General features: G+C 68.0%; 27 protein-coding genes and 1 pseudogene. 7 read left to right on the top strand and 21 right to left on the bottom strand.

The genetic code is table 11. The features are described from left to right. The 5 genes and pseudogenes from A5760_RS20855 to fadD5 all read right to left on the bottom strand — a co-directional run. Nucleotides 1-233, bottom strand: a pseudogene (locus tag A5760_RS20855) (MlaD family protein); the annotation flags it as partial. A gap of 299 nt (nucleotides 234-532) precedes the next feature. Then, the gene (locus A5760_RS20850; RefSeq protein WP_064884267.1) at nucleotides 533-1,843 is read right to left on the bottom strand and encodes an MCE family protein; all 1,311 of its coding nucleotides are present in this window, start codon (nucleotides 1,841-1,843) and stop codon (nucleotides 533-535) included. A gap of 5 nt (nucleotides 1,844-1,848) precedes the next feature. Further along, complete coding sequence (locus A5760_RS20845) at nucleotides 1,849-2,718, bottom strand: MlaE family ABC transporter permease (RefSeq protein WP_064884265.1); 870 nt, start codon at nucleotides 2,716-2,718, stop codon at nucleotides 1,849-1,851. Between the two features lies 1 nt (nucleotide 2,719). Next, nucleotides 2,720-3,535, bottom strand: coding sequence for an MlaE family ABC transporter permease (locus tag A5760_RS20840; RefSeq protein WP_064884263.1), 816 nt, complete (start codon nucleotides 3,533-3,535; stop codon nucleotides 2,720-2,722). Nucleotides 3,536-3,828: 293 nt separating this feature from the next. Next, entirely contained in the window at nucleotides 3,829-5,433 is a 1,605-nt protein-coding gene (fadD5, locus tag A5760_RS20835) for a fatty-acid--CoA ligase FadD5 (protein ID WP_064884295.1), read from the bottom strand. Between the two features lie 183 nt (nucleotides 5,434-5,616). Here fadD5 and A5760_RS20830 point away from each other — a divergent pair, with 183 nt between their 5' ends. After that, nucleotides 5,617-6,294 carry a GntR family transcriptional regulator gene (locus tag A5760_RS20830; RefSeq protein WP_196772154.1) on the top strand — a complete coding sequence of 226 codons (678 nt, stop codon included), beginning with the start codon at nucleotides 5,617-5,619 and terminating at the stop codon, nucleotides 6,292-6,294. On the opposite strand, the gene A5760_RS20825 is transcribed toward A5760_RS20830, so the two are convergent. Further along, complete coding sequence (locus tag A5760_RS20825; RefSeq protein ID WP_064884258.1) at nucleotides 6,291-6,731, bottom strand: SRPBCC family protein; 441 nt, start codon at nucleotides 6,729-6,731, stop codon at nucleotides 6,291-6,293. The two genes, A5760_RS20830 and A5760_RS20825, sit on opposite strands and share 4 nt — an antisense overlap. Before the next feature lie 96 nt (nucleotides 6,732-6,827). Continuing rightward, nucleotides 6,828-7,304 carry an acyl-CoA thioesterase gene (locus A5760_RS20820; protein WP_064884256.1) on the bottom strand — a complete coding sequence of 159 codons (477 nt, stop codon included), beginning with the start codon at nucleotides 7,302-7,304 and terminating at the stop codon, nucleotides 6,828-6,830. Nucleotides 7,305-7,318: 14 nt separating this feature from the next. On the opposite strand from A5760_RS20820, the gene A5760_RS20815 reads away from it, so the two are divergent. Beyond that, nucleotides 7,319-8,431, top strand: coding sequence for an alcohol dehydrogenase catalytic domain-containing protein (locus tag A5760_RS20815; RefSeq protein ID WP_064884293.1), 1,113 nt, complete (start codon nucleotides 7,319-7,321; stop codon nucleotides 8,429-8,431). Here the strand turns inward: A5760_RS20815 and A5760_RS20810 are convergent. The 11 genes from A5760_RS20810 to A5760_RS20760 all read right to left on the bottom strand — a co-directional run bounded on the left by A5760_RS20810 (nucleotide 8,428) and on the right by A5760_RS20760 (nucleotide 18,556). Next, nucleotides 8,428-9,366: an alpha/beta hydrolase gene (locus A5760_RS20810; RefSeq protein WP_064884254.1), complete on the bottom strand. Its 939-nt coding sequence runs from the start codon at nucleotides 9,364-9,366 to the stop codon at nucleotides 8,428-8,430. The genes A5760_RS20815 and A5760_RS20810 overlap by 4 nt on opposite strands. Next, nucleotides 9,363-10,883 carry a flavin-containing monooxygenase gene (locus tag A5760_RS20805; RefSeq protein ID WP_155764397.1) on the bottom strand — a complete coding sequence of 507 codons (1,521 nt, stop codon included), beginning with the start codon at nucleotides 10,881-10,883 and terminating at the stop codon, nucleotides 9,363-9,365. Before A5760_RS20805 ends, A5760_RS20810 begins: the two co-directional genes overlap by 4 nt. Then, nucleotides 10,865-11,593 carry an SDR family NAD(P)-dependent oxidoreductase gene (locus tag A5760_RS20800; RefSeq protein WP_064884250.1) on the bottom strand — a complete coding sequence of 243 codons (729 nt, stop codon included), beginning with the start codon at nucleotides 11,591-11,593 and terminating at the stop codon, nucleotides 10,865-10,867. Before A5760_RS20800 ends, A5760_RS20805 begins: the two co-directional genes overlap by 19 nt. Further along, a complete protein-coding gene (locus A5760_RS20795) occupies nucleotides 11,590-12,000 on the bottom strand; it encodes a nuclear transport factor 2 family protein (RefSeq protein ID WP_064884248.1) in 411 nt (136 codons plus the stop codon). Before A5760_RS20795 ends, A5760_RS20800 begins: the two co-directional genes overlap by 4 nt. Next, complete coding sequence (locus A5760_RS20790; protein ID WP_064884246.1) at nucleotides 11,997-12,755, bottom strand: HpcH/HpaI aldolase family protein; 759 nt, start codon at nucleotides 12,753-12,755, stop codon at nucleotides 11,997-11,999. Before A5760_RS20790 ends, A5760_RS20795 begins: the two co-directional genes overlap by 4 nt. A 7-nt stretch (nucleotides 12,756-12,762) precedes the next feature. After that, nucleotides 12,763-13,731: a zinc-binding dehydrogenase gene (locus tag A5760_RS20785; protein WP_064884244.1), complete on the bottom strand. Its 969-nt coding sequence runs from the start codon at nucleotides 13,729-13,731 to the stop codon at nucleotides 12,763-12,765. 1 nt (nucleotide 13,732) lies between these two features. Further along, nucleotides 13,733-14,947 carry a cytochrome P450 gene (locus tag A5760_RS20780; protein WP_064884242.1) on the bottom strand — a complete coding sequence of 405 codons (1,215 nt, stop codon included), beginning with the start codon at nucleotides 14,945-14,947 and terminating at the stop codon, nucleotides 13,733-13,735. Nucleotides 14,948-14,970: 23 nt separating this feature from the next. Then, on the bottom strand, nucleotides 14,971-15,675 hold the full coding sequence (locus A5760_RS20775) for a hypothetical protein (RefSeq protein ID WP_064884240.1): 705 nt from the start codon (nucleotides 15,673-15,675) through the stop codon (nucleotides 14,971-14,973). Between the two features lie 3 nt (nucleotides 15,676-15,678). Beyond that, a complete protein-coding gene (locus A5760_RS20770) occupies nucleotides 15,679-16,242 on the bottom strand; it encodes a hypothetical protein (RefSeq protein WP_064884239.1) in 564 nt (187 codons plus the stop codon). A 158-nt stretch (nucleotides 16,243-16,400) separates the two neighbouring features. Further along, a complete protein-coding gene (locus A5760_RS20765; protein ID WP_064884238.1) occupies nucleotides 16,401-17,570 on the bottom strand; it encodes a CaiB/BaiF CoA transferase family protein in 1,170 nt (389 codons plus the stop codon). Between the two features lie 65 nt (nucleotides 17,571-17,635). Further along, a complete protein-coding gene (locus tag A5760_RS20760) occupies nucleotides 17,636-18,556 on the bottom strand; it encodes an NmrA family NAD(P)-binding protein (protein WP_064884291.1) in 921 nt (306 codons plus the stop codon). 90 nt (nucleotides 18,557-18,646) lie between these two features. On the opposite strand from A5760_RS20760, the gene A5760_RS20755 reads away from it, so the two are divergent. After that, the gene (locus tag A5760_RS20755; RefSeq protein WP_064884236.1) at nucleotides 18,647-19,135 is read left to right on the top strand and encodes a winged helix-turn-helix transcriptional regulator; all 489 of its coding nucleotides are present in this window, start codon (nucleotides 18,647-18,649) and stop codon (nucleotides 19,133-19,135) included. A gap of 36 nt (nucleotides 19,136-19,171) precedes the next feature. Next, nucleotides 19,172-19,858 (top strand): DUF427 domain-containing protein, encoded by a 687-nt coding sequence (locus A5760_RS20750; protein WP_064884234.1) that lies wholly within the window; start codon nucleotides 19,172-19,174, stop codon nucleotides 19,856-19,858. On the opposite strand, the gene A5760_RS20745 is transcribed toward A5760_RS20750, so the two are convergent. Genes A5760_RS20745 through A5760_RS20735 form a run of 3 tightly spaced genes read right to left on the bottom strand, consistent with a single transcriptional unit; the run spans nucleotide 19,842 to nucleotide 22,861 of the window. After that, nucleotides 19,842-21,026, bottom strand: a complete 1,185-nt coding sequence (locus tag A5760_RS20745) for an acyl-CoA dehydrogenase family protein (protein ID WP_064884233.1) — start codon at nucleotides 21,024-21,026, stop codon at nucleotides 19,842-19,844. The two genes, A5760_RS20750 and A5760_RS20745, sit on opposite strands and share 17 nt — an antisense overlap. A gap of 18 nt (nucleotides 21,027-21,044) precedes the next feature. Next, nucleotides 21,045-21,965: an LLM class F420-dependent oxidoreductase gene (locus A5760_RS20740; RefSeq protein ID WP_064884231.1), complete on the bottom strand. Its 921-nt coding sequence runs from the start codon at nucleotides 21,963-21,965 to the stop codon at nucleotides 21,045-21,047. A gap of 5 nt (nucleotides 21,966-21,970) precedes the next feature. Further along, nucleotides 21,971-22,861, bottom strand: a complete 891-nt coding sequence (locus A5760_RS20735) for an acyl-CoA thioesterase (RefSeq protein ID WP_064884229.1) — start codon at nucleotides 22,859-22,861, stop codon at nucleotides 21,971-21,973. A 131-nt stretch (nucleotides 22,862-22,992) separates the two neighbouring features. Here A5760_RS20735 and A5760_RS20730 point away from each other — a divergent pair, with 131 nt between their 5' ends. The 3 genes from A5760_RS20730 to A5760_RS20720 all read left to right on the top strand — a co-directional run bounded on the left by A5760_RS20730 (nucleotide 22,993) and on the right by A5760_RS20720 (nucleotide 25,216). After that, nucleotides 22,993-23,478, top strand: coding sequence for an SRPBCC family protein (locus A5760_RS20730; protein ID WP_064884227.1), 486 nt, complete (start codon nucleotides 22,993-22,995; stop codon nucleotides 23,476-23,478). A 73-nt stretch (nucleotides 23,479-23,551) separates the two neighbouring features. Beyond that, nucleotides 23,552-24,370, top strand: a complete 819-nt coding sequence (locus tag A5760_RS20725) for an SMP-30/gluconolactonase/LRE family protein (RefSeq protein WP_064884225.1) — start codon at nucleotides 23,552-23,554, stop codon at nucleotides 24,368-24,370. 15 nt (nucleotides 24,371-24,385) lie between these two features. Beyond that, nucleotides 24,386-25,216 carry a thioesterase family protein gene (locus A5760_RS20720; RefSeq protein ID WP_064884223.1) on the top strand — a complete coding sequence of 277 codons (831 nt, stop codon included), beginning with the start codon at nucleotides 24,386-24,388 and terminating at the stop codon, nucleotides 25,214-25,216. Nucleotides 25,217-25,220: the final 4 nt, after the last annotated feature.

Raw genomic sequence — 25,220 nt, 5'->3', positions numbered from 1 at the left:
ATCGACCCCACCCGGCCGATCTCCACCCCGTTATAAGTCACCTTCGAACCCGGATCCATCACCAACCCGGCCCGCGACGCCAACATGGTCAGCTCGGTCTTGGGCGTGAAACCTCCGCGGAACTGGATGTAGACCAGGGTGAAGATCACCGCGAGCACGACCACCACGATGAAGGTGATCACCTTGTAGGGCGGCTCGCGCGAGTCGTTGATCTGAACGGGTGAGCCCTCCATGGCGCTACACCGTGCGCCCGACGATCATCAGGGCCAGCCACCTATACGGGTGGTTGTCCAGATAACCCACGGTCGCCAACCCTGCCCCTCATCTCGGTGCCGCCGCCACCCAGCCTGTACACACATGCAATAAGATCAATGAAATGTACCGCGACGCCGTGGCACAAACAAAGCAACAGTGGAATCCGCGGGCGCGCAACATCATTTTTCGAATAAGCGTTCCCGCTCGTGGCGATTGACCGCTGATATCGGCGAACGAATGATGTTGCGTGGCAGAGCTTTCGCGCGCACAGCGGGGTTTACGGATTGATGGTGTTGTCGCCGACCTGGCGGCCCCAGACGTATTCGATCGCGTACGGCGAACCGGTGTCGAGGTGGTTGTAGGGCGCAAGGCTGTTGCCGGAGTCCATCACCAACTCCGGTGCGGGCCACAGGTCGCGGGTGATCGGCTGCCAGCATCCCGGCGCACCGCCCGGGCCGCCGCGAGCGTTCACCCGCGGCAGGTTCTCGGGATAGGTGTACGGGTTGGGCGCGCCGCCGACCAGACCGGCCGCGCCGCCGAGTCCCAGCGTGAGCGCCGCGACGGCGGCGAGCGACAGCGGGTTGGCGATCAGCCCAAGTCCCGACGTGACCTCGGTGTCCATGTTCAACGAATAGCCGTTGAACCCACCCTCGGAGGCACCGGTGATGGGCACGATGTCGTGGTAGTTGTGCAGCGTGCAATAGATTTCCGGGCTGTAGGTGTCCAGCAGTTGCGCCGAGGGCACCAGGTCTTCGGCGCCGCGCGCCAGGTACGGGCCACCCTTGTTGAACAGATCCGCACCGGTATTGCCGAACCCGGCCGCCGCCAACAGCGCCTGATCCAGATCCTTCTGCTGGGCATTGATCGTGCGCGAGGTGATCACCGCGTTGTTCAAAAAGTCGAACAGATCCGGCGACGCGTTCGCATACGTATCCCCCAACGCCGCCAACCGCTGAATGTCCTTGCGCGCCTGCGGCAACTGAGGATTCACATCATCGAGCAGCGCATTGGCGTTGGTCACCGACTGACCGAACTTCTCCCCCAACCCCGTCAACGATTGCGCCGCCGCGCTCAACGTCAGATTCAGCTTGACCGGATCGACCTTCTCCGCGATCGAGGTGATCGTCTGGAACAGCGTGTTGATCTCGGTGGTCACCGAGCGCGCGTCGATCACCGTGTGGGTCGAGATCTTCTGCGGCGACGGATTGGCCGGCGTCGTCAACGACACATACTTGCCGCCGAACACCGTCGTCGCCTTGATGTCGGCGTTGACGTTCGACGGGATCAGCTTCAGGTACCGCGGATAAACCTCGAGGGTGAACTTCGCCGCCGGCTTGCCGTCGCGCACCGTCTCCGCGATCGACCCCACCCGGCCGATCTCCACCCCGTTATAAGTCACCTTCGAACCCGGATCCATCACCAACCCGGCCCGCGACGCCAGCATCGTCAGCTGTGTCTTGGGGGTGAAGTTGCCCCGGAACTGGCCGTAGATCAGCGCCAGCGCGAGCGCGGCGACGACCAGGATCGCGACCCCGGCCAGCTTGTACGGCGGGGTCCGCGGGGAATTGGTCTGGATCGGTCGGGCCATGGCGGTTACACCGTGAGCGCGAAGTTGGGGTTGACGCCATACAGCGCCAACGCGGCGGACAACACGACAACCTGCACCGACACCAGTGAGAAGCGCATCGAGCGGCCGACGGCCTCACCCACGCCGACCGGCCCGCCGCCGGCGTTGTAGCCATAGAAGCAGTGGGTGATCATCACCACCGCGGTGATGATGATCGCCTCCAGGAACGACCAGAACACGTCGTCGGGACGCAAGAACGTCCGGAAGTAGTGCTCGTAGGTTCCGTTGGACTGCCCGTAGATCACCGTCGTGGTGATCTGCGGGGACAGGAAGGTCATGATGATCGCCATCGAGTAGATCGGGATGATCACGACCAGCCCGGCCATGATGCGGGTGGAGGCCAAGAACGAGATCGATTTGATGCCCATCACTTCCAGGGCGTCGACCTCCTCGCTGATGCGCATGGCGCCCAGCTCCGCCGTGGCGCCGGCGCCGACCGTGGCTGCCATGGCGATGCCGGTGACGACGGGCGCGGCGATGCGCACGTTGATCAGCGCGGCGAAGAATCCGGTGAACGCCTCGACGCCGATGTTGCCCAGCGAGGCGAATCCCTGGATGGCGACCAGCGAGCTACCGGACAGTGTCACGAAGCCGACGATGGCGACGGTGCCCCCGATGACTGCCATGGCGCCGGTGCCCATGCCGATCTGGGCGATCAGTCGCAGGGTCTCTTTGCGGTAGTTGCGCAGGGCGTGCGGGATGTGCCCGAGGGCGACGGTACCGAACCACGCCATCTGGCCGATGTCGTCGAGACCGCGGGCCGCGGCGAGGCCGTATCGGTTGAGGTTCTCGGCCGCCCGCGGGAAGCGGGCGCGGAAGACGGCGGAAGTCGACATGTCAGTGCCCCGTCCCGAACCGCACGCCGATGGTGGTCAGTACCACGTTGACGGCGTAGAGCGCGACGACGCAGAGCACGACCGTCTCGTTGACCGCGGTGCCCAGGCCCTTGGAACCGCCGCGCACGGTCAGACCGCGGTAGCAGCCGACCAGGCCGGCGATCAGGCCGAAGACGGCGGCTTTGATCGTCGCGATGACGACCTCGGGCAGGCCGGTGATGGTCGTCAGGGTGGCCAGGTAGGCGCCCCCCGACACGTTCTGCAGGTAGACGCCGAACAGGTAGCCGCCGACCAGGCCGACGGTGATCACCAGGCCGTTGAGCAGGGTGGCGACCAGGGTTGCGGCGACCACGCGGGGCACCACGAGGCGGTGGATCGGGTCGATGCCGAGCACTTCCATCGCGTCGATCTCTTCGCGGATGGTGCGGGCACCCAGGTCCGCGCAGATCGCGGTCGAGCCGGCGCCGGCGACCACCAGCACCGTGGTCAGCGGGCCGAGCTGGGTGACGGCGCCGATCGCGGCGCCGGCGCCGGACAGGTCGGCCGCGCCGAACTGGGCGAGCAGGACGTTGAGCGTGAAGATCAGCAGCACGGTCAGCGGGATCGACACCATGATGGTGGGCAGGAACGCCACCCGCATGATGAACCAGCACTGCTGGATGAACTCGCGGTACTGGAACGGCCAGCGGAACAGCGCCCTTCCGGTGAGCACACACATCCGGAAGAATCCCCCGACGAGCGTCAGGGGCGTCTCCAGTTGGTCGCGTACATAGCTGACCAGGTAGGGACCGCGCCGACTAGTCGACGTTGAAGTCACCGTTGCCCCCTCTGGCCGTCACCGCGCGCCTTCTGGCGTCGCGGCGGATCGTCTAGCACGCCTCGCCCCCTCACCGCTGTGCGGCCGGGGGTGCCCCCACCTCGCCCCGGCATGATGCCTGTGACCATCGGCTCCCTACTGGCAAGTAGTAACGGAGACCACAGGAATGTACCCGATGGCCAAGCACGTGTGAACCGCATCTGCACAATTAACCCTTCGCCAACAGCTGGCAAACGTTACAGCTCCCGTCCACTTTCCTTTCTGCTCCTAAAATCTCTTGCCCTAGAATGGATTTAGTCGATTTCTCCGACGCCGTAGCGAACCCGCAGTTCAGTCTTGAGCACCTTCCCGGCCGGGTTGCGCGGCAGCGCGTCGACGATCTCGAGCGCCTTGGGGTGCTTGTACCGCGCCAGCCGCTCGGTCAGAAACTCATCGAGCTCATCGAGCCGTAAATTGTCGTCCGCGACAGCGGCAACCGCGATGGGCACCTCACCCCACTTGTCGTGGGTGCGGCCGATCACCGCGACCTCGACGATGCTGGGGTGGCTGGCGAGCACGTTTTCCACCTCGGCGCAGTAGATGTTCTCGCCACCGGAGATGATCATGTCCTTCTTGCGGTCGACCACCCACACATAGCCGTCCTCGTCCATGCGGACAAGGTCGCCGGAATGGAACCAGCCGCCGGCGAACGCTTCCGCCGTGGCCTCCGGGTTGTTCCAGTAGCCGCTCATCAAAGTCGGTGCGCGGTAAACGATTTCGCCGACCTCACCGATCGGCACGTCGTTCATGTTTTCGTCGACGACGCGGGCGGCCACGGTGGGGATCACCTTGCCGACCGAGCCGCGTTTACGGATGGCGTCTTCGCCCAGCAACATGCACGTGACCGGCGACATCTCCGTCTGGCCGAACGCGGCCAGAATCTGGGTGCCGGGGAATCTCGCCGACATCTCCCGCAGCAGCGCGTCGGGAGCCGGCGCGGCGCCCCACGAGATCACCCGCAACTTCAGGTCACGCGGGCGGGCGTGCTGTTCGGCGCAGACCGCCTGCCACTGGGCGGGCACCAGGAAGATGCCGGTGACCTTCTCCGCGGCGAGCACGTCGAGCAGCTGCCCGGGTTCGAACGCGCCCAGCGGGTAGATCACCGTCGGGATGCCGAGCAGCACCCCGGTAAGTAAGTTGCCGATGCCGGCGATGTGGAAGAACGGCACACCGATGAACCCGACGTCGTTGTTGATGTCCGCGCCGTTGGTGTACAGCCCGGTCATCGTCTGGCCGGTCAGGTTGGTGTGGGTCAGCACGGCGCCCTTCGACCGGCCGGTGGTGCCCGAGGTGTACATGATCAGCGCCGGCGAGTCGTTCGGGATATCGACGGGCAGGTGCTGTTGCCCGGGCTCGTTGATCAGGTCCTCGTAGCCGAGCACGCTGGCCGCGTCGTCGTAAGTTGAGCCGCCCGCAACCACGATGGTGCCCAGCAGCGACTCGATACCGCGGACTCCGGTGGCCACCGGCGCCAGCACCGGTTCGGTGATGATCACGCGGGCTTCGCAATCCTGGACCAGGAACGCGATCTCGGGCGGGGTGAGCCGGAAGTTCAGCGGGACCGCGATCGCGCCGAGCATGTTGACGGCCAGCACCGACTCGACGAACTCTGTGCGGTTGAGCATCAGGATCATCACCCGGTCGCCGAAGCCGACACCCCGGCGGCTCAACGCGTCGGCCAGAGCCGCCACCCGGTCGCGCAGGTCGCCCCATGTCAGGGTTTTGCCCAGGAACCGCAGCGCCGTCGCCTTCGGCTGCATCAGCGCATGCCGCTCCAGCTGGTTCACCCAGTTCTGTCGCCGGGCCAGGTACGGCTGCTCGTTCGCCTGTGTCAGATGGTTCGCCAATTGCGCGGTCAAACTCAGCACTTCCCTTCACTCGCGCACCGCTTGCGCCAGGTTGATATTTGATAAAACTTCGTGTTGTGTGGGTCACACTATGGCGTTGACGGTCTACTGACAAGTCCCCGTTAACACCCGTCAAAACTTAAACCCCGTCCCGCCAAGCCCACGAAAGCCCTGGCAGCCCCCGTGAACGCACCGATGTCAATGCAGCCGAGGAGTCGGCGGCCGCTACGCAGGGCGCAGTTGTCCGACGAGGTGGCCGGTCACCTGCGGGCGGCGATCATGTCCGGCGCCTTGCGGCCGGGAACGTTCATCCGGCTGGACGAGACCGCGGCCGAGCTCGGAGTCAGCGTCACCCCGGTGCGCGAGGCCCTGCTCAAGCTGCGCGGCGAGGGCATGGTGCAGCTCGAACCGCACCGCGGCCACGTCGTGCTGCCGCTGACCCGGCAGGACATCGAGGACATCTTCTGGCTGCAGGCATCGATCGCCCGCGAACTGGCGGCCGCGGCCACCGACCACATCACCGACGCCGAGATCGACGAGCTGGCCCGGATCAACGATTCGCTGGCCGCGGCCGTGGGGTCGGGCGACGCCGAGACCATCGCGGGCGTCGAGTTCGCGTTCCACCGCGTCTTCAACCAGGCGAGCGGCCGGATCAAGCTGGCCTGGTTCCTGCTCAACGCCGCGCGCTACATGCCGGTGCTGGTCTACGCCGCCGACCCGCAGTGGGGAGAGGCGGCGGTGGACAACCACCGCCAGCTGATCGCCGCGCTGCGCCGCCGCGACACCGACGCGGTGATCGAGCACACCGTCTGGCAATTCACCGACGCGGCGACCCGGCTGACCGAGATGCGCGACCGCACCGGGGTCTTCTAGCTCGAAGCCAGCTGCTCGGCGCGCCGCTTGAGGCTCTCGGCCAGATGGTCGAGCACGTTATTGAGGAGTTGCTTCACCATCGGCGCCGGAACCGGCATCGAGGTTTCGACGTCCAGGTCCACCGTCAGCAGGCTCGAAGCCCCCATCGACACCACGCTGAACAACTGCTCCTGCTTGGTGAACAGGTCGCCCTGCTGCAGGACGGTCTGGATCTGGTTTTCGCCCGGGTAGTACACGGCCTGGATGAACATGCTCTGCATGCCCTGGTAATCGGTGTCGAGCCGCAGCTGGCTGGGGCGCCCGTCGTCGTAGCGGGCAAGCACCCAGAGGCCCTTGATCTCCTCGTTCCACTGCGGGTAGGCCTCGAAGTCGCCGACGATCTTCATGATCAATGCGGCGTCGGCGTCCACCTCGACGGTCTTGCTCATGACTGGCATGCGCGAAGCATAGCCGGGCCGGCGGCGCGTCCATGCGGTGCCGTCCCGGCCCCGTTCGGCGACGAAAGCCCTGGTGCCAGGCCCTTATTGGTCGACTTATTGATCGACGGTGGCCGTCGCCAGCAGCGCACGGACGGCGTCGGGAATCGGGACGGACTTGCGGGTGACCCGGTCGACGTAGACGTGCACCCAGTGCCCCAGCGCGGTGACGGGTTGCACCTTGTTTTCCGCGGGATCGGTCCGGAACACGCCCAGCCGGTAGGTGACGCTGCTGCGGCCCAGCCGCGTGACGGCCAGGCCCACCGCCAGATTCTGCGGGAATTGCAGTTCGGAGAAGTAGCGGCAACCCGATTCGGCGACGATGCCCAGCGCGGGCGTGGTGATCGGGTCCAGCCCGGTGCTGGTGTTGATCCAGGCGTTGATCGCGGTGTCGAACAGCTGGTAGTACACGGCGTTGTTGAGGTGGCCGAACATGTCGTTGTCGGCCCACCGGGTTCCGACCGGCCACAGCACCGGAAAGTCGTTGCTGGTCAGCCCGTCCGGTGCGGGCGGAACTACGGAAGCCGACGCCATGGTTGTATTCCAACATGCCTTCAATCCGGGGCGCGGTACTGCAGCACATCGGGTCACCTCGGCCCTACGCGCAGTCGCGGCCGATCGCCATCACCGAACTCGATCTGGCGCCCCCGGGGCGCGACGAAGTCCTGGTCCGCGTCGAGGCGGCCGGCGTCTGCCACTCCGACCTGTCGGTGGTCGACGGGAACAGGGTGCGTCCGCTGCCGATGTTGCTCGGCCACGAGGCCGCCGGGATCGTCGAGCGGGTCGGCGAGGGCGTCGACGACCTGGCCGTGGGTCAGAGGGTGGTGCTGGTGTTCTTGCCGCGGTGCGGCCACTGCGCGGCGTGCGCGACCGACGGCCTGACGCCATGCGAACCCGGCAGTGCGGCGAACGGCGCGGGCACCTTGCTCGGCGGCGACATCCGGCTCAGCCGGGCCGGGCACAAGGTGTTTCACCACCTCGGCGTCTCGGGTTTCGCGACGCACGCGGTCGTCAACCGGGCCAGCGCGGTCGCGGTGCCCGGCGACGTGCCGCCCGACGTCGCCGCGCTGCTGGGCTGCGCGGTGCTCACCGGTGGCGGCGCCGTGCTCAACGTGGGGCATCCGCGACCCGGCCAGACCGTCGCCGTCGTCGGGCTGGGGGGTGTCGGGATGGCGGCGCTGCTGACCGCGCTCACCTATGACGACGTCCGCGTCGTCGCCGTCGACCAGCTGCCCGAGAAGTTGGCGGCCGCCCGCCGCCTGGGCGCCCATGACGCCTACACGCCGCAGCAGGCCGTGGACGCCGGGGTGAAGGCCGCGGTGGTGGTCGAGGCAGTCGGTCATCCGGCCGCGCTGGAAACCTCGATCGGCTTGACCGCACCCGGCGGGCGGACCATCACGGTGGGTCTGCCGCCGCCCGCCGCACGAATCAGCGTGTCGCCGTTGGGTTTTGTGGCCGAAGGCCGGTCGTTGGTCGGCAGCTACCTCGGCTCGGCGGTGCCCCGTCGCGACATCCCCCGCTTCGTCGAGCTGTGGCAGTCCGGCCGGTTGCCGGTGGAATCGCTGGTGTCGTCGACCATTCCGTTGGAGGGCATCAACGAGGCGATGGACAACCTGGCCGATGGCGCCGCCGTGCGGCAGCTGATCAGATTCGACGGTTAGGCGTTGTGCAACGCGCTGGCCAGGGCGTCGCCCTGCAGCGCGAACAGTCGTTGCGAACCCGCCCAATCCGGCAGCAGCGAGTCGAACCCGTGACAGGCGCGCGCGAAGACGTGCAGCTCGGCCGAGACCCCGGCGCGCAGTAGCCGCAGCGCGTAATCGACCGCCTCGTCGCGAAACGGGTCGATCTCGGCGCAGGTGATCAAAGCCGGTGGCAGTCCGGCGAATTCGCAGCGCCGGGCGGGCACCGCGGATTCGGAGGCGCCGGCCGGGCCCAGGTAGTGGTGCCACATCAGATCGGCGCCCTCGCCGTCGAACGCAGGGCTGGTGCGAAACTCCGCCTTCGACGGGGTGGGCCGGTCGTCGAGCACCGGTTGGTGCAGCAGCTGGAACACCACCGGCGGCGCCGCCCCGTCGGCGGCCCGCTGCGCCAGGCACGCGGCCAGCGCGGCGCCGGCGCTGCTGCCCGCGACCGCCAGGCGCGCCGGATCCACTTCGAGCTCAGCCGCATTCGCGGCCACCCAGGTCAGCACGGCGGCGGCGTCCTCGACGGCCGCCGGGTGGGGGTGTTCGGGGGCGAGCCGGTAGTCGACCGACACCACCGTGCAGCGGCCGCGGCGCGCAAGCTCCACGCACTGCACGTGATCGGTGTCCAGGTTGCCCAGCGCGAAACCACCGGCGTGGCAGAACACCACGGCCGGCGCCGGGCCCGCGGGCCCACCGCGATAGATGCGCACCCCGACGTCACCGGATTGCGTCGCCACGCTGTCCTCGACGATCCGGACCCCGTGCGCATCGGTCTGCTCGGCGGTCAGCCGGCGGCGTTCGTTGAAAGGTTCCCGGGTGAGTTGGATTGCGGCCAGGGAGAAGTCGGTGCGCGTCGTCGCGACCTCACGCAGCGCGGGATCCAAACGATCGGCGCCGTCCAGCCCCGTCACCGTGCGCCCCGCTCCGGAGCGGTGACCGCGTCGGGCGCCGGCGTGACGGGCGCGGTGAAGAGGAAGTCGGCCGGGGTGAACCTGCGCGTCATGTTCCAGAAGGCGCGCGCGCTGCGCGGCCACTGGGTGACCACGCGCCCGTTGGGGGCGCGGAAGTAGTTGCTGCACTGGGTGGTCCAGACGGTACCCACCATCCATCGGTCGATCTTGGCGACGAAGTCGGCCAGCGCGGCGGGCCGCACCGCGACGTAGCGCCTGCCCCTGCGCCGCAGGTATTTCAGCGCCCGCACGATGTAACGCGCCTGCGCCTCGAGGATGAAGATGACGCTGTTGGAGCCGACATTCGTGTTGGGACCGTACAGCATGAAGAAGTTGGGGAATCCCGGCACGGCCATACCGAGGTAGGCGTGCGCCCCCTCTTGCCACACCTCCCGCAGGGTCATTCCTCCTTCGCCGGACACGTCCAGCTCCGCGAGATAGTCCGCCGCCGCGTAACCGGTGGCGCAGACCACCAGGTCCACTTCGCGTTCGGTGCCGTCGTCGGTCACCAGGGATCGGCTCCGCAGGGCGCGCGCCGGGCTGGTCACCACCTCGACGTTGGGCTGGGTCAGCGCGGCCAGGTAGTCCGAGGAGAACACCAGCCGCTTGCAGCCCATCGGGTGCTCCGGGGTGAGCTTGCGGCGCAATTCCTCGTCGTCGACCGTCTTCTCGAGCAATCCGAGTGCGACGGCCTTGAATTGCTCGGTCTTTTCGCTGCCGTGCTCGATCACCGCGATGTTGGATTCGCTGCGTAGCCACAGCCGGGCCCGGTAAAGCCTTTTGGCGAACGGGAGGTGCGCGAACAGCCAGCGTTCGCGCCGCGTGTAGTGCCGGTCCGGCTTCGGCAGGATCCAGGTCGGCGACCGCTGCACCGAATACACCTTGTCGGCGACCTTGGCCAGCTCGGGGATCAGCTGCGATGCCGTCGAACCGGTGCCCAGCACGGCGATGCGCTTGCCTTCCAAGGGGATCGAGTGGTCCCAGCGTGACGAGTGCATCACCGTCCCGGTGAACGGTTCTTCTTCGGTGAGGTCGGGAAGCAGCGGCCGGGTGAACAGGCCGACCGCAGATACGACGACGTTGAAGTGGTGCTGTTCGCCGGACGCGGTGGTCAGGCACCACAGCTGGCTATCGGGATCCCATCGTGCCGCTTTGACTTCGGTGCGCAGGCGCAGGTGTGGCCGCAGGCCGTACTTGTCGGCGCAGCGCTGGAAGTAGTCCAGGATCTCGGGCTGCCCCGACCACAGCCGCGACCAGTCCGCGTTCAGGTCGAACGAGTAGGAGTAGAGGTGCGATTTGACGTCGCACGCCAGCCCCGGGTAGGTGTTGATCCGCCAGGTGCCCCCGACGCCTTCCTCCCGGTCGAAGATGGTGAACCGGTCAAAACCCGCCCGTGAAAGCATGATTCCCAGCGCCAGGCCGCCGGGCCCGGCACCGATGATGCCGACCGAGATATCGCTCATCGGATCTGCAGGCATTGTCCACCGTCGATGATGAGTTCGGAGCCGGTGATGAACGACGCCTCGTCGGAGACCAAAAAGGCCACGGCGTCGGCGACCTCACCGGCCTCGCCGATGCGTCCGAACATCGACGCCTCGGCCAGCCGGGTCTGGGTCACCTCGTCGAGCATCGATGTGGCGATCGGCCCGGGGAAGACGGCGTTGACCCGGATGCCGGAGGGCGCGAGTTCGGCGGCGACGGTCTGGGTCAGTCCGCGCAGCGCCCACTTGGATGACCCGTAGGCGCTGTGCTGCGGGAAGGGGCGGATCGCACCGGTGCTGCAGATGTTGACGATCGACGCGTTGGACGCCTTCCGCAGTTGTTCCAGCGCCGCGCGCATCCCGAGGAAGGGGCCCAAACAATTGACCCGCCAGGCGGTTTCGAAGCCGTCGGTCGTCTCCTCGGTCAGCGGCGCCCGATGCAGCACACCGGCGCAGTTGACCAGCGTGCTCAGCGACCCGAAGCGCCCGACGACCTCCGCGACCACGGAGTCCCACTGCTCCGGCGAGGTGACGTCCAGCTCGAGCGCGACCACGCCGTCGTCGCCCGCCTCGCCGACCGCGGTGCGGAGTTCGTCGATTCGCCGGTCGCAGGCGGCCACCGAAAATCCCTTGTCGCGCAACCGTTCGGCGATGGCCCGGCCCTGTCCGCCGGCGGCGCCGGTCACCAGTGCGACGCGCTGGTTCATGCCGGGCTCACCTCGGGGCTGTTGGCCAAGCCGGCGCTGGTGACGAAGCGGCAGCGCCGCCGCGCGAAGCGCCACTGCCCGGTGATGCGGGTCAGCTCGTCGTCGTAGATCGCCGGCCGCAGCTGCAGGTCGCCCGCGCGGACGAACAGCACCTGCGACCTGGCGGTAGCCCGCTCCCCCGCGACCTCGATCCGCGCGCTGCCGTTCAGGTGCAGGCCACGGGCCGCGGCGCGGAACATGCCCGCGATTGCGTCATGACCGGCAAAGGTCTTGCCGTAGACCAGGAATTCGCCGTCGGGCGCGAACAGCTGCACGCACTCGTCGACGTCGCCGACGTCAAGCGCCAGGGCGTAGCCGGCGAGCAGTTCGCGGATCGCGGCCTCATCGTCGCGGGCGCCGCCCGTCATTGCGTCGCCTCGCGTAGATGCTCGGCGGCGCCGCGGCGCAGCGCCTGCGACTCCCCGGCGAGGGTGATCATGCCGAACCCCAGCTGCGCCATCGCATGACCCGTCTTGCCGTCCCCGGCGTGAATGCCGGTGATCAGGCCCGCGTCCGACGCCGCCCGATGGATGCGCACGATCGCGTCCAGCACGTCGGGATGCCGGGTGGCGCCGACGACGCCGGTCCCGAGTGAAATGGCGAGATCGGCTGGGCCGACGTAGATTCCGGTGAGCCCGTCGACGGCGCAGATCTCGTGAATGCCGGCCAGCGCGGCCGCGGTCTCGATCATCGCGAACACCCCGACCCGTGACTCGTGGGCGGCGGGGTCGTGTCCCAGACTGGCGCGCAGCGGCCCGAAGCTGCGCACACCGCGCGGTGGGTAGCGGGTGGCGGCCACCGCGGCGGCGGCCTGGTCGGCCGACTCGATCATCGCGATGACGACGGCGTCGGCGCCGGCGTCCAGCACCCGCCCGATCGGTGCCGCGTCGGCGTTGGGCAGGCGCACCACGGTGCCGACGGGCAGCTGTTCGGTGCGGCGCAAGATCCGGGCGATATCGGCGTCGTCGAGATAGCCGTGCTGCGCGTCGAAGCCCACGTAATCGTAACCGGCGCGGGCGAATTCCTCGGGGCCCAGCGCGGTCGGGCCGGTGACCCAGCCGCCGAAGATGGGGGTTTTGCGGCTCAGCGCCAGCTGCAGGTTACTCGGCGAAGCGTCCGTCATGGTCGGCTCATTCGGCGATCGCGATCTTGATGCGTTCCGGGTCCGGCCGGCAGGCCAGGTCAAAGGCGTCCTGCACCGCATCGATGCCGAACGTGTGGGTGAGGTAGGCGCCCAGCAGCCAGGGGTGCTCGGCGGCGAACTTGCCGGCGAGCTCCAGCATCCGCCGGCGGTCCAGCGTCACACCGGATTTCAGGGTCAGGTTGTTGCGCAGCATCACCCGCATGCTGATCGGATACATTTCGTCGTCGGCGACGCCGAAGTAGAACACGGTGCCGCCGGGGGCGGCGGCGTCGATGGCGTGGTTCAGGGTGGCGACCTGGTGGCCGACGGCCTCGATGACGACGTCCGCGCGGTCGGCGGGTCCGAGTTGGCTCACCCAGCGGTCGCTGGTGGCGCGCACCGGGTCGTCGACCCCGAAAGCCCTTGCCAGATCGTGGCGATCGATCGGGTCGACCCCGGTGACACGCCGTGCACCCGCCGCCTTGGCGACGTAGGAGAACAAAAGGCCGATCGATCCCTGGCCGATGATCGCGACGTGCCGGCCGGCCAGGTCGCCGAGCTGCTCGCAGGCGTAGAGGACGCAGGCCAGCGGTTGCAGCCCGACCGCCTGGGCTGGGGTCAGCGCCGGATCGTACGGCGCCAGCCCGTCACCGTTGCTGACAATGCGTTCCATCAGGCCGTCGAAGCCGGACGCCCAGCCGACCACGTGATCGCCGGGACGGTGCGCCGGGTGTCGGCTGGCGATCACCTCGCCGGCGACCTCGTGGATGGGAAAGCCGTCTTTCTCGGGTCCGCTTCGGCCGTCGTCACCGGGGATCCGTCCCCTGGCGCCGCGAAAGGCCGGCAGATCGCTGCCGCAGACACCCGCGGCCGAGAATCGCAGCAGCACCTGCCCGTCGGCCAGGCACTCGGGAGTCTTGTCATCAATTGTGGTGCGCTCGAACAGGTACGGGGCGATGATCCGGTGGGACCACACGTCAGACCTCCACCGGAATGTTGTTCCAGCCCCATTGGAAGCTGGACGGCAACCGGGTGGCGGCGTCGCCCTGGATCGCGTAACCGGGTACGCGGCGCAGCCATTCCTGAAGCAGCACAGCAACTTCCAGCCGCGCCAGGTGGTATCCGATGCAGAAGTGCTGGCCGCGGCCGAACGCCAGCGAGCGGCGGATGGGCCTGTCCCAGATGAATTCGTCGGGCTCGGGGTATTCCCGCTCGTCGCGGTTGGCCGAGGCGAGCAGGGTGATGACCCGCTGGCCCGGATTCAGGGTCTGGCCGTGAATCTCGAAGGGCTTGCGCACCGTTCGCGCGAACCACTGCGCGGGCGCGCAGAATCGGATCATCTCGTCGCGCGCGACGAGCACGTTGTTGTCCAGGTCGGCGCGCACGGCGGCCAGTTGGTCGGGCCGCCGGCTGAGCTCCCAGAGCCCGTGCGCAACGATTTTGGGCACCGTCTCGGTCCCCCCGATGAAGATGCACAGCATCTGGGTCGCGACTTCCATGTCGTCGAGCGCCCTGCCATCGGGCAGGTGATAGCCGAGCAGGCCGTCGATCACGTCGAGCGGTCCCCCGGACGGATCGGCGCGCCGGCGCTGCACCGCGGGCAGCAGGTATTCGAAGTAGTTCGGCCGCGCATGCCCGGTGTCCACGCCTTCGCCGGGCTGCGCGAGGCTGCCGGCGTTGACGGTGGCGAGGACCTGTGGCGCGAGATCGGTGGGGATGCCGCACAGTTCGCAGACGATGGCGGCCACCACGATGCCGCCGTAGTCCTGGGTCAGGTCGAACGAACCGCCGGGGAGCAGCGCATCGAGGCGTTCGTTGGCCAGCGTGCGGATCCGGCCCTCCAGGTCCGTGACCGACCGTGGCCGAAACGGGCGGGAGTGGGTGCGCCGGATCTCGCCGTACAGGTCCGCGTCGAACATCGCGTGGAACGGTAGCGGCTGCAGCGGCGGGTCGTCGACCGGCCCGCTGTTGTGTTGCGCGAGCACCGATGCCGGTGGCAGCGTGCCTTCCGAGGCGACGAACGTGCCGTTGTTGACTTCCAGCACCGTCCAGATGTCCTCGAAGCGCGACAGCGCGAAGGTGTCCCACTGCGGCATGTAGTACACCGGGTGGTGGTCGCGCAGGATTCGGTAGTACGGCAACGGGTTTGCCATCACCGCCGCGTCGAAGGGATCGTAGTGAAAGTCGGCCATATTCACTGGGTTTCGTCGCTCCGTCATTTCAGTGGCGATGGCGGGAGGGCCTGCAGAATGGAGTCCTCCCAGCCGTCGCGCAGCGCGGGAGCCACGCTCATCCACGTGACGATCTCGGCCGGGGGGCTCTCCTTCCAGGACGGATAGTGTTCGGCGAAGCAGTCCCAGCCACCGTCCAGCGCCCAGTAGTGGATGACTTCGTTGTAGCGGAAGGTCGTGGTGAACGAACCGAGCCAGCGCTTGCCGGTGCGTTCCGACCACGGCACATAGAGCCGCTCCAGTTCGCGGATATAGTCGTCCTGACGCCCCGGCTTGGTCTGCATGACCTCTTGAATCACCAGCGGGGCAGTGAAATTCGCCTCGCGAAGCTGGGCGAGTGTCTTGTTGCTGGGGCCGGGGTACATGATGCGGCCCTCCCCCGAGGCGCCGACGTCGGCCAGGAACGCCGACCATTTGCCGGACGCGGCCTCGTGGCTGCCGCCGCGGGCCTGCGCGGCGCCGATCCTGGCGTAGTCGGCGAAGCCGTCGATCTCCCAGATGACCGTCACTTGCGGCCAGTGACCGTTGTACGGCGTGGATTCCCAGATCGCGAACAGCCGGGCGCCGAGTTGTTCCATCATCGGCTGATAGGTGTCGGTGAAGATCTCGGTGAAGCGGTCGCTTCGCCCGGATCCCAGCGAGATCGTCTCGTGCAAGTAGAGCAGTGTGTGGCCGAAGTATTTCTTCATGGGCTAGTCGAGCCGGACCAGCTCTGAGTCGGCCCCCGAGCCCACGTCGCACAGCAGCGTCTCGGTGGCATCGACCGTCGCGCCCGGAATGCCCGCCGCCGCAAGCGCATAGCCCTTGAACATGCGGGCCGCGCCGCTGAGCAGGTGCTGCGCCCGGGTCGTCGCACGGTTCACGCCCAGGGGCCATCCCTCACCCCACAGCGCGACCTCGATCAGCCGGTTGTCCAGCGACTCGAGCACCGCGTCGCGCACCCTGGCGTCGGCGGTGAACACCTCGGCGCTGACGGCCAGGCTGGTCGAGCCCGTCCCCAGCCCGGCGAGCTCTGGCTCGAGCTCCGCTGCCCGCACACCCAGGATCCGCAGCGGCCGGGTGTCGCAGCCCCGCGGGAGCAGCACGGTCACTTCCCAGCCGGCCATGGCCCGGTCATAGAGCCAGCCGCCGGCCGATTGCACGACATCGACGGCATTGGCCGCGACGACGTCGAGCCGGTAACGCAGGCCCTCGCCGTTCGCGCGGGTTGCTTTCGCGGCGCCGGTCTTGCTGATGTCGAACGTCGGAGCGACCATCGATCCATTCCTCACCACCACCGGCCGGTCGGCTGGCGGGTCTCAAGCGCTTGTCATGGGCTTTCTCAAGGGTTGGAGCCGCGTCACGCGTCGGGCGACGCCGCTCACCGGACAGCGTGACACTTATGGCGAAATTTGTAAAGGTCCCCGTCGGCCCGTCAGGACCCGCGACGCGCCTCGAGGTCGGCCAGGACTTCCTCGGTGTGCTGCCCGAGTTCCGGTGCCGCAGAACGCGGTGCCCACGGTGTCCCATGGAAGTCCGCGGGTGTGGCCACCATCGGGACGGCGGCGTCGCCGTCCGGGACGTCGACGATGCCGCCCGCTGCGTGGAACTGTTCGTCGGCGACGACGTCCTCCAGGGTGTTGATCGGTGACCAGAAGAAATCCGGTTCGCCGGCGAAGACCTGTGCCCACTCGTCGAGGGGCCGCGTCGCGAAGATTTCGTCCAGCGCGGCGATCAGCACGGTCGAGTTGACGGCGCGGGCGCGGGCATCGGCGAACCGGGGGTCGTCCCGCCACTCGGGCCGGCCCACCGCACGGCACAGCGCCGGCCAGTGCCGCTCGGGCTCCAGGCCGACGATCCAGAACCGCCGCCCGTCGGAGGCGGCGTAGTTGTTCATGCACGGGTTGCCCATCGTTTCGCGCTGGCCGATCGCGATCGGCTGCCCGCTCATCAGATAGGTGTTGAGGTCGAAGCTCACGGTGTAGGCGCCCTGCCGGTAGAGCGAGGTGGTCACCAGCTGGCCCGTCCCGGTGCGTTCACGTGCGAGCAGGGCCGCGCACACGGCCGCGGCCATGGTCATCCCGGCGGAGTGGTCGCCCATGCCGCCGCGCTGAAACGGGGGCGTGTCGCCGGGTCGGGTGAGCAGGTGGGCCACCCCGGCCCGGGACCAGAACGCGGCGACGTCGAACGCGGCGCGGTCGGCGTCGGGCCCGTTTTCGCCGTATCCGGTGATGAGCCCGTAGACCAGCCGCGGGTTGGCGGCCGACACCGTCTCGAAGTCCAGGCCGAGGCGCCGCAGCGCGCCGGGGCGCACATTGGTCAGGAAAACGTCGGCGTCACTGAGCAATTCGAACGCGGTGCCGCGGCCCTCGTCGGTCCCGAGGTCCAGTACGACGCTGCGCTTGGACCGGTTGTCCATCTCAAACGGCGGGTTGAGGCCCAGATCGCAGCCCAGCATCCGGCCGAACATGCGCGCCGGATCACCGGTGGGCGGTTCGATCTTGATCACGTCGGCACCCCAGTCGGCCAGGATGCCGCCGGCGGCCGGTCCGGCCACCCAGACCCCGAGTTCGACGACTTTGACGCCTGCTACCGGTCCCGCCATGGGTAAGTTCCTACCCTGTAGGCGCGCCGGGGTGCACGCATCCCCCCGATTCGGCGGCGCAACGCTCAGCTCGCCACGCGCTGGGCGCCCACCGCGAAGTTGCCGTCGTGGTCGAAGGCGGCGCGGTTGGCGTCGACGTAGTCGCCGACGGTCATCGGCCTGTGCCCGCTGATCACCTCGACCAGGTTGTTCTCTCCCGCGAAGACGCCGTCCTGGTAGTCCTGCGCGACGCTGCTGATGTGCTGGACGAAGAAGTCCGGCCGGCCTTGCGCCGTCAGCGCCGCGGCGAAGGCGGGAATGCCGATCGGCTCGTAGCGGACCGCGATGCCGAGGGCATCCGACATCTGCTCGGCGATGCGGTAGTGATCAAGTTCCTCGGCGCCCACCAGCGGATAGATCTGCCGATCGTGCGGGGCGGGGTTTTGCAGGATGGCGGCGATGACGCCGGCCTGGTCGCGCCCGGCGATGGGGGCATGGCGCCCATTGCCGAACGGCAGCCGCAGCACGCCCTCGTCGCCGCTGCGCGCCCATTGCCATTTGAGCCATTCGGCGAAGAAGGTCGGGCGCAGATGTGTGGTGCCGAAGGGGAACCGGTCCAGCAGTCGCTCGGCGATCCAGTGCTGTTGCGCAGCATGGCTTTTCGCCTCGCGTCGGGCGGAGATCTGCGACATGTTGACCACCGCCCGCACGCCTGCCTCGCTGGCGGCCTGCGCGAAGACGGCAGTGGCCGGCAGCAGGCTGCCCGGGGCGATCGGGTAGCAGAAGTAGGCGGCGTCCACGCCGGTCATCGCCGAGCTGACCGCGTGGAAGTCGAGCAGATCGCCCTCGACGATCTCGGCGCCCAGGCCGGCCAGCGCCTCGGAGCGCTGATCGCTGCGGTGCACGAACGCGCGCACCCGGTGCCCGGCGTCGAGCAGCATCTCGACGGTGGGCGCACCGGTGTTGCCGGTCGCCCCGGTGATGAGAAATAGCTGATCCGATAACATTTTCTTCACTCCTAGCTGACTAACGATTTCGTTAGTAAGATACAAGCACGATATGCTGGATAACGCAAGCGTTAGCTAAAGGGGTCCGTGATGGAGTTCGAGAACCGGCTGCGGGACCGCCAGCAGTGGTCGATCGGCGAGGGCTGCTCGATGTCGAAGGTCCTCGAACTGCTGAGCACCAAGACCGCCTTTCAGGTTGTCCGCGAATTATTCTTTGGCACAACACGTTTCGAGGACTTCGTGGAACGCATCGCGACGTCCGCGCCGGCCGTGTCGCGGGCGCTCAAGCAACTCGAGGCGGCGGGCATCGTCGCGCGCGTTCCCTATCAGGAGCCGGGGCAGCGCGCCCGCGACGAGTACCGGCTGACCGAGGCCGGGGAGGACTTCCTGCCGGTGTTCATGTCGCTGGTGCAGTGGGGGGACGCCTACCTACAGGACGGTCCGGTCAAGCTGGCGTTCGTCGACGCCGACACCGGCCGGGCCGTCGGGGTGCGTGTGACCGCCGACACCGGTGCACCGGGAAAGCGCTCGGCGGACATCCGGATCCAACGCGCCGCCCCATCGCGGCGACGCACATGATTGGGTAGAGCGAGGGCAAGCAACCGGGAGGAACGCATGACTCTGGTGGCCGGGCGTGGTCCGCTCAGCAGCGATCCCGCGGGGCGCTTCTCGCCCCCGATACCCGACGACGTCGTGTACGTCGAACCGCATCCCCGGCGCGTGCAGGCCGTCAAGGACGGCCGCGTGGTGATCGACACCGAGCGGGCGCTGATGGTGCACCGGCGCGGCCGGCCGCTGAGCTACGTCTTCGCGGCCGACGAGGTCGGCGACCTACCCAGCGAGCCGGAACCCGCGGCGCCCGGTTTCGTCCAGGTGCCCTGGGACGCGGTCGACACCTGGCTGGAAGAGGGGCGCAGGCTCGTGCACTACCCGCCCAATCCCTATCACCGCGTCGATTGCCGTCCGACCCAACGCCGCCTGCGCGTCCGCGTCGCCGGCCACACGCTGGTAGACACCGACGACACGGTGATCGTGTTCGAGACCGCGCTCGCCCCACGGCTTTACGTCGATCCGGCACACGTGCGCACCGACCTGTTGCGGCGCTCCGAGACGGAGAGTTACTGCAACTACAAGGGCTTCGCGACGTATTGGTCGTTCGTCTCGGGCGAGGATGTCGTCTCCGACGTCGCGTGGTGCTATCCCGGCCCGCCGCCGGAAAGCCTGCCCATCAGGGGATTCCTGAGCTTCGACGACACCCGCGTCGAGATGACGGCCGAGCTGCCGGTCAGCGCCCGTAGCTAGGACGCCCGAGCCCCAGCTCGTGCTGGGCGATCATGTTGCGGAACACCTCCATGGTGCCGCCGTAGATGCCGGCGGGCACGCCGTGCCGGAAGATGAACTCGATGGCGCCATTATCAGCGAAGTCCGCGGAACCCGTTGCATCGGTGGGCAATGCCGATGCCGTCCCCAGCAGGTCCATCAGTTCCTGCGAGACCTCACGCATGGTCTGAATGAGCGCCACCCGCCCGTACATTCCCGGAGTCGACATGGCCGCCTCGATGCGGGCCATGCTGCGCCCGAGGCGGTATTTCGTGGCGTCGTCGTCGATCGGGCGCCGCCCGGTCGCATCGGGCGTGGCCAGCACCGCCGCGACCCCGTCGGCCGCCTCGGCCATCAGGTGGCCGTGCTCTGACAGCATCGAAATGTTCTGCAGGCCATGGTCTTCGGCGTCGGTGATGCCGTGTTCGGCGTCGAGGGCGAACCGCATCACCGTCCAGCCGCCGTTGACCTCACCGATCCGATAGAGGTCATCGACCCGCACGTCGCTGTAATACACGATGTTGGTGCGGTCACCGTCCACCGTGCGGATGCCCTGAATCTCGATGCCTGGCGAGTCCAGCGGCACCAGAAACATGGTCAGGTTCTTGTGTTTGCGTCCCTGCGGATCGGTGTTGGTCAGCAGAAAGACGTACTTGGCGTTCTGCGCGTTCGAGGTGAACATCTTGGAGCCGTTGATCACCCAGCCAGATCCGTCCCGCACGGCCCGGGTCTTGCAGGTGGCGACGTCGGAGCCGCCTTCGGGCTCGGTGTAGCCCAGGCAGAGCCGGATCTCGCCGGACAGCACGCCCGGCAGGATCGCGTCGGCGAGTTCGGCCGCCCCGAATTGCTTCACCAACCGCGCGACGACCGCCGTGGTGCCCCAGTGGAACCACGGCGTGTGCGCACGACCGATCTCGAGGTGGAAGATTCGCCGGCGCACCGGATTGAATCCCCCTTCGGACTCCAGCTGGTAATCCGACGTCAGATAACCCTCGTCACCCAGCGCCAAATGCACTTGCTCACTGAAGTTTTCGCCGGTCTCTCGATCACGCCGCCGCACCTCGTCGGTGACGTGTTTCGCAATGAACTCCCGGGTCCGGTCAAAGAAGTCCTGATCCTCGGGCGAGAGCACTACACGGGAGAAGTCCATGAAACGTCTTCGATCCAACTAAGCCGCGTCGACGACCAGGGTGCGGAACCGGTCGAGGGTCTCGAGCGCGTGCGTCATGCTGTCGCCGGGCAGGTGGATGCTGACCCACGTCACGCCCAGCTTCGCCAGCTTGTCCAGCCCCTCGAGGTAGGCGTCGGCGTTGAAGTCGTCGCTCGCCGGGCCGCCGCCCTCGAAGTTGGTGAAGGTGATGTCGATGCCCGACCAATCCCGCTGCGCCACATCGCATCTGCGCCGCAGATCGTCGATGCCGTCGGCGAGCTTCTGCGCCGAGTCGATGACGGCGGTGCCGGCCGTCTGGGCCAGCTGCGGCGGTGCGGGGAAGGGGCACCAGCCGTCACCGTACTGGGCCACCCGCTGCCGCGACGACGACGTATTGCCGCCGATCCAGATCGGCGGATGCGGATCGCTCACCGGCCGGGGATGCGCGGTGATGCCACGCGCACTGAAATGCTTGCCCTCAAAGGAGATATCGTCTCCGGTCCAAATGGCCCGGATCACCTGGAGGGACTCCTCGAACAACTCGGCGCGCTCGTCGAAGCTCACCCCGAGCGCCGCGAACTCGCGCTTGAGGTAGCCCACGCCCACCGCGAGCGTGAACCGACCACCGGAGAGCAGATCCAGGGTGGCACCGGACTTGGCCACCACGAACGGGTTTCGGTACGGCAGCACCACGATGTTGGGGATCAGCCGCAGCGTGGACGTCGTAGCCGCCGCGAAACCCAGCGCGACAAAGGGGTCTAACGCGTCGTGTCCGCCGGCCTCCAGCCATCGCTGTGAGGGCGCCGGGTGATCGGTGAAGCCGAAACCGTGAATCCCGGCCGCCTCGGTCGCCGCGGCCACCTTGCCGATACCGTCCCCGCTCACCAGCTCCGGGTTGTACGGATGACTGTGCATCGGGTGGGTGATGGTGAACCGCATGGCCGTTAGAACCGCGCGCGCGAGTCGATCGCCGTGTCGCTGGTGCGCAGCGGGCGGATCAGCGCCTCCTGGGCGAACGAGGCCAGCAGCTCACCCTCTTCGGAGTGCACGGTGCCGCGCACGTAGGACATGCCCGCGCCGACCTGGGTGCTCTCGTGCGTGTACAGCAGCCACCCGGTCCAGTCCACCGGTTCGTGGAACGCGACGGAGATGCTCATCGGTGCGGTCGACACGGTCAGGTGCGCCTGGGCGGTGCCGATGCCCTCGTGGGCCCGCATCGTGGTGGAGATGCCCAGGTGACCGGTGAAGTACGCGAGCAGCGCCTTGGCCAACTCGTCGCGGGTCGGGATCGGGTCGTAGTGCAACCACGCGTAGAGCTCCGGGGGGCCGACCTCGTCGGGGCTGTTGACGTCGACGACGTCGACGAGGCGCAGTTCGCGGCCCACCATCGGCATCGGCGAGTGGTTCGCGTCCGCCGGGGCGGCGACCTCGGGGCGCGGCAGGTGGTGCCGGATGACATCGTCGGTCGGGACGTCGGCCAGCACGGTGATGCTCAGGCAGCGCCGGCCGTTCTGGTGCACGGCGACCACCGCCGTGGCGGTGGACCGGCCTTCGGACACGACGTCGACGACGAGTTCGATCGGCGGACCGACGACCACCGCGCGCGAGAAGACCGCGTGCGCCGAGCGCACGGACTTGTCGGGGAACCGCTTGGCCACGGCGACGATCGCCTGCGCGAGCACCTGGGTGCCCTCCACCACCTGGCGTTCGTCGCCCGCCGCGATGCCGGTGTCGCCGGTGAACCGGTCGTCCCCGTCGGCCTGCACGTCGAACAGATCCAGCAGGCCCTGCACGGTCCATTCGGTCTGCGCGGATTCCTCAGACGCCTTCGTCAACCCACTCCACCTCTCGCGCTCGCGGCTCAGCGCTCAGCGTGACACTTTGAGTAGGATTTGTAAAGCTCGGCTAACAAGACGGCGGCCCCGCCGATCGACGGGACGACGGAACGCATAGGGAGGCAACACCATTGGGCATCGTGACCACCACTTCAGAGACCGCGTTCACGCAGTCCGCCGAGACGGTGTACGACTTCGTGACCAACCCGCAGAACTGGACGAAGACCTATCCCGGCAGCGCGCACATCGGCAAGTTGCCGGAGCTGCCGCTGAAGGTCGGCGACACCTGGGAGGAAGCCGGTCCCGACGGCGACCGGGTCTTCAGCTGGCAGCTGGCCGCCGCGGTGCGCCCGACGCTGTTCGTGTTCACCTCGATCGGCCGGCTGGGCCATGACCGTGCGGGCGGTATTTTCCAAGGCGGGATGGAGGGCCGCATCACGGTCTCGTACCGCTTCACCAGGCCCGGGCAGGACATCACGCTGTTCTCCCGGACCATGACGATCGAGGCGCACAAGCACGCCCCGCTGCCCGATCAGCTCTTTCTCCAGGCCAATCCGGCCAAGATCGACGCCTACCACGAGGCCGTGGCGCGGGAGCTCGCCCGATCGGCAGATTGACACCGGTACCCGCGGTGCATGACACTTTTTCGGTGTTTTGTAAAGCGGACCGATTTGCCGAAGGCGGGGACGAATGATTCCCGAGCCGGTGGCCAACGGATTCTGCTTCGGCGAGGGCCCGCGCTGGTTCGAGGGCCTGCTGTGGTTCTCCGACATGCTGGGCGAGGCCGTCCACACCGCGACCATGGGTGGCTCCCTGACCACGCTGCCGTTGCCCGGTAATTCGCCGTCGGGTCTGGGCTTCCGGCCCGACGGGTCGCTGCTGATCGCCTCGACCGAGGACCGGCAGGTGCTGCGCTATGACGGCGAAACCGTGGCCACCATCGCCGATCTCGCCGACCTGGCGCCGGCCAGCCTCGGCGACATGGTCATCGACGACGCGGGCCGCGCGTACATCGGCTGCCAGGCGCTGCGCGGTGGGGTCATCCTTCGGCTGGACCCCGACGACGGCGCCACCGTGGTGGCCGAAGGCCTCGACTTTCCCAACGGCATGGCGATCACCCCGGATCGCGGGACGCTGATCGTCGCCGAATCGACGGGCCGGCGGCTGACCGCGTTTTCCATCGCCGACGACGGCGCCCTGTCCGACCGCCGGGTTTTTGCCGACGGCCTGGACGGCCCGCCCGACGGCATCGCGCTGGACGCCGAGGGTGGGGTGTGGGCGTCGATGACGCTGGCCCACCAGTTCGAGCGGATCGTGGCGGGCGGCACCGTGACCGACCGCATCGACATGGGCGACCGGGTCGCGATCGCGTGCGCCCTCGGCGGCCCGCAGCGCCGGACGCTGTTTCTGTTGTCGAGCACGGAGGCCTATCCTCAGCGCCTGGTCGGCACCCGGCTTTCCCGGCTGGATGCCGTCACGGTGACCACTCCCGGCGCCGGCCTGCCCTGACCCGAGAGGTTGACGATGACCGACGCCTACTACGAGCTGATCGACTCGGCCGGTGACGACGCCGGCACTGGCGAGAGGTTCCGGGCGACCGATCTGGCGCGCGGCACCTGGTCGGCGGCCATCCAGCACGGGGGCCCGGTGTCGGCGCTGCTGGTCCGGGCGCTGGAGCGGTGCGAGCAGCGCGACGACACGCGCCTGTCCCGGGTCGTCATCGACCTGTTGGGCGGGGTGCCGGCCGAGGGCGATCTGTGGGTGCGCGCGGAGGTGCAACGCCCCGGCAAGCAGATCGAACTGCTCAGCGCCGAAATGCTGGCCCCCGGTCCTGACGGCACACCGCGGCCGGTGGCGCGCGCCAGCGGATGGCGGTTGCAGCGCCAGGACACGGAGTCACTGGCGCACGCTTCGGCGCCACTGCCCGGCGCACGGGCGGAGGCCTTCGACCGCAACCTCAAGGCGCGGGACTGGGATCGCAACTACGTGCACAGCCTTCAGTGGCTGTGGCTGACCGAGCCGCTCAGCAAGGGGCCGGGCGAATCCTGGATCAACCCGACCGTTGACCTGGTCAATGGCGAATCCATGACGCAGCTGGAACGGTTGTTCGCGGTGGCCGACTGCGCCAACGGCATCGGCAGCAAGCTCGACATCACCAAATGGACCTTCCTCAACACCGATCTGGCCGTGCACGTATTTCGTGTTCCTGACGGCGACTGGATCGGCATTCGGGCGGAGACCAGCTACGGGCCGGACGGCATCGGGACGACCATCGGCACGTTGTTCGACGAGCAGGGCGCGGTCGGCGCCATCCAGCAGTCGGTTCTGGTGCGCCGGCGCCCGCCTCGGGCCTAACGTG

The sequence above is a fragment of the Mycobacterium colombiense genome (assembly GCF_001665835.1).
GTDB classification, from domain to species: domain Bacteria; phylum Actinomycetota; class Actinomycetes; order Mycobacteriales; family Mycobacteriaceae; genus Mycobacterium; species Mycobacterium colombiense_A.
Note: the sequence above shows the minus strand (reverse complement) of the source record. Positions and strands in the feature narration are given on the sequence as shown.

Excerpts from the sequence above, each read along its gene's own strand:
- A5760_RS20850 (WP_064884267.1), bottom strand. The coding sequence starts at position 1,843 with ATGGCCCGACCGATCCAGACCAATTCCCCGCGGACCCCGCCGTACAAG.
- A5760_RS20845 (WP_064884265.1), bottom strand. The coding sequence starts at position 2,718 with ATGTCGACTTCCGCCGTCTTCCGCGCCCGCTTCCCGCGGGCGGCCGAG.
- A5760_RS20830 (WP_196772154.1), top strand. The coding sequence starts at position 5,617 with ATGTCAATGCAGCCGAGGAGTCGGCGGCCGCTACGCAGGGCGCAGTTG.
- A5760_RS20825 (WP_064884258.1), bottom strand. The coding sequence starts at position 6,731 with ATGCCAGTCATGAGCAAGACCGTCGAGGTGGACGCCGACGCCGCATTG.
- A5760_RS20820 (WP_064884256.1), bottom strand. The coding sequence starts at position 7,304 with ATGGCGTCGGCTTCCGTAGTTCCGCCCGCACCGGACGGGCTGACCAGC.
- A5760_RS20815 (WP_064884293.1), top strand. The coding sequence starts at position 7,319 with ATGCCTTCAATCCGGGGCGCGGTACTGCAGCACATCGGGTCACCTCGG.
- A5760_RS20805 (WP_155764397.1), bottom strand. The coding sequence starts at position 10,883 with ATGCCTGCAGATCCGATGAGCGATATCTCGGTCGGCATCATCGGTGCC.
- A5760_RS20800 (WP_064884250.1), bottom strand. The coding sequence starts at position 11,593 with ATGAACCAGCGCGTCGCACTGGTGACCGGCGCCGCCGGCGGACAGGGC.
- A5760_RS20795 (WP_064884248.1), bottom strand. The coding sequence starts at position 12,000 with ATGACGGGCGGCGCCCGCGACGATGAGGCCGCGATCCGCGAACTGCTC.
- A5760_RS20790 (WP_064884246.1), bottom strand. The coding sequence starts at position 12,755 with ATGACGGACGCTTCGCCGAGTAACCTGCAGCTGGCGCTGAGCCGCAAA.
- A5760_RS20780 (WP_064884242.1), bottom strand. The coding sequence starts at position 14,947 with ATGGCCGACTTTCACTACGATCCCTTCGACGCGGCGGTGATGGCAAAC.
- A5760_RS20775 (WP_064884240.1), bottom strand. The coding sequence starts at position 15,675 with ATGAAGAAATACTTCGGCCACACACTGCTCTACTTGCACGAGACGATC.
- A5760_RS20770 (WP_064884239.1), bottom strand. The coding sequence starts at position 16,242 with ATGGTCGCTCCGACGTTCGACATCAGCAAGACCGGCGCCGCGAAAGCA.
- A5760_RS20765 (WP_064884238.1), bottom strand. The coding sequence starts at position 17,570 with ATGGCGGGACCGGTAGCAGGCGTCAAAGTCGTCGAACTCGGGGTCTGG.
- A5760_RS20760 (WP_064884291.1), bottom strand. The coding sequence starts at position 18,556 with ATGTTATCGGATCAGCTATTTCTCATCACCGGGGCGACCGGCAACACC.
- A5760_RS20755 (WP_064884236.1), top strand. The coding sequence starts at position 18,647 with ATGGAGTTCGAGAACCGGCTGCGGGACCGCCAGCAGTGGTCGATCGGC.
- A5760_RS20750 (WP_064884234.1), top strand. The coding sequence starts at position 19,172 with ATGACTCTGGTGGCCGGGCGTGGTCCGCTCAGCAGCGATCCCGCGGGG.
- A5760_RS20745 (WP_064884233.1), bottom strand. The coding sequence starts at position 21,026 with ATGGACTTCTCCCGTGTAGTGCTCTCGCCCGAGGATCAGGACTTCTTT.
- A5760_RS20740 (WP_064884231.1), bottom strand. The coding sequence starts at position 21,965 with ATGCGGTTCACCATCACCCACCCGATGCACAGTCATCCGTACAACCCG.
- A5760_RS20725 (WP_064884225.1), top strand. The coding sequence starts at position 23,552 with ATGATTCCCGAGCCGGTGGCCAACGGATTCTGCTTCGGCGAGGGCCCG.
- A5760_RS20720 (WP_064884223.1), top strand. The coding sequence starts at position 24,386 with ATGACCGACGCCTACTACGAGCTGATCGACTCGGCCGGTGACGACGCC.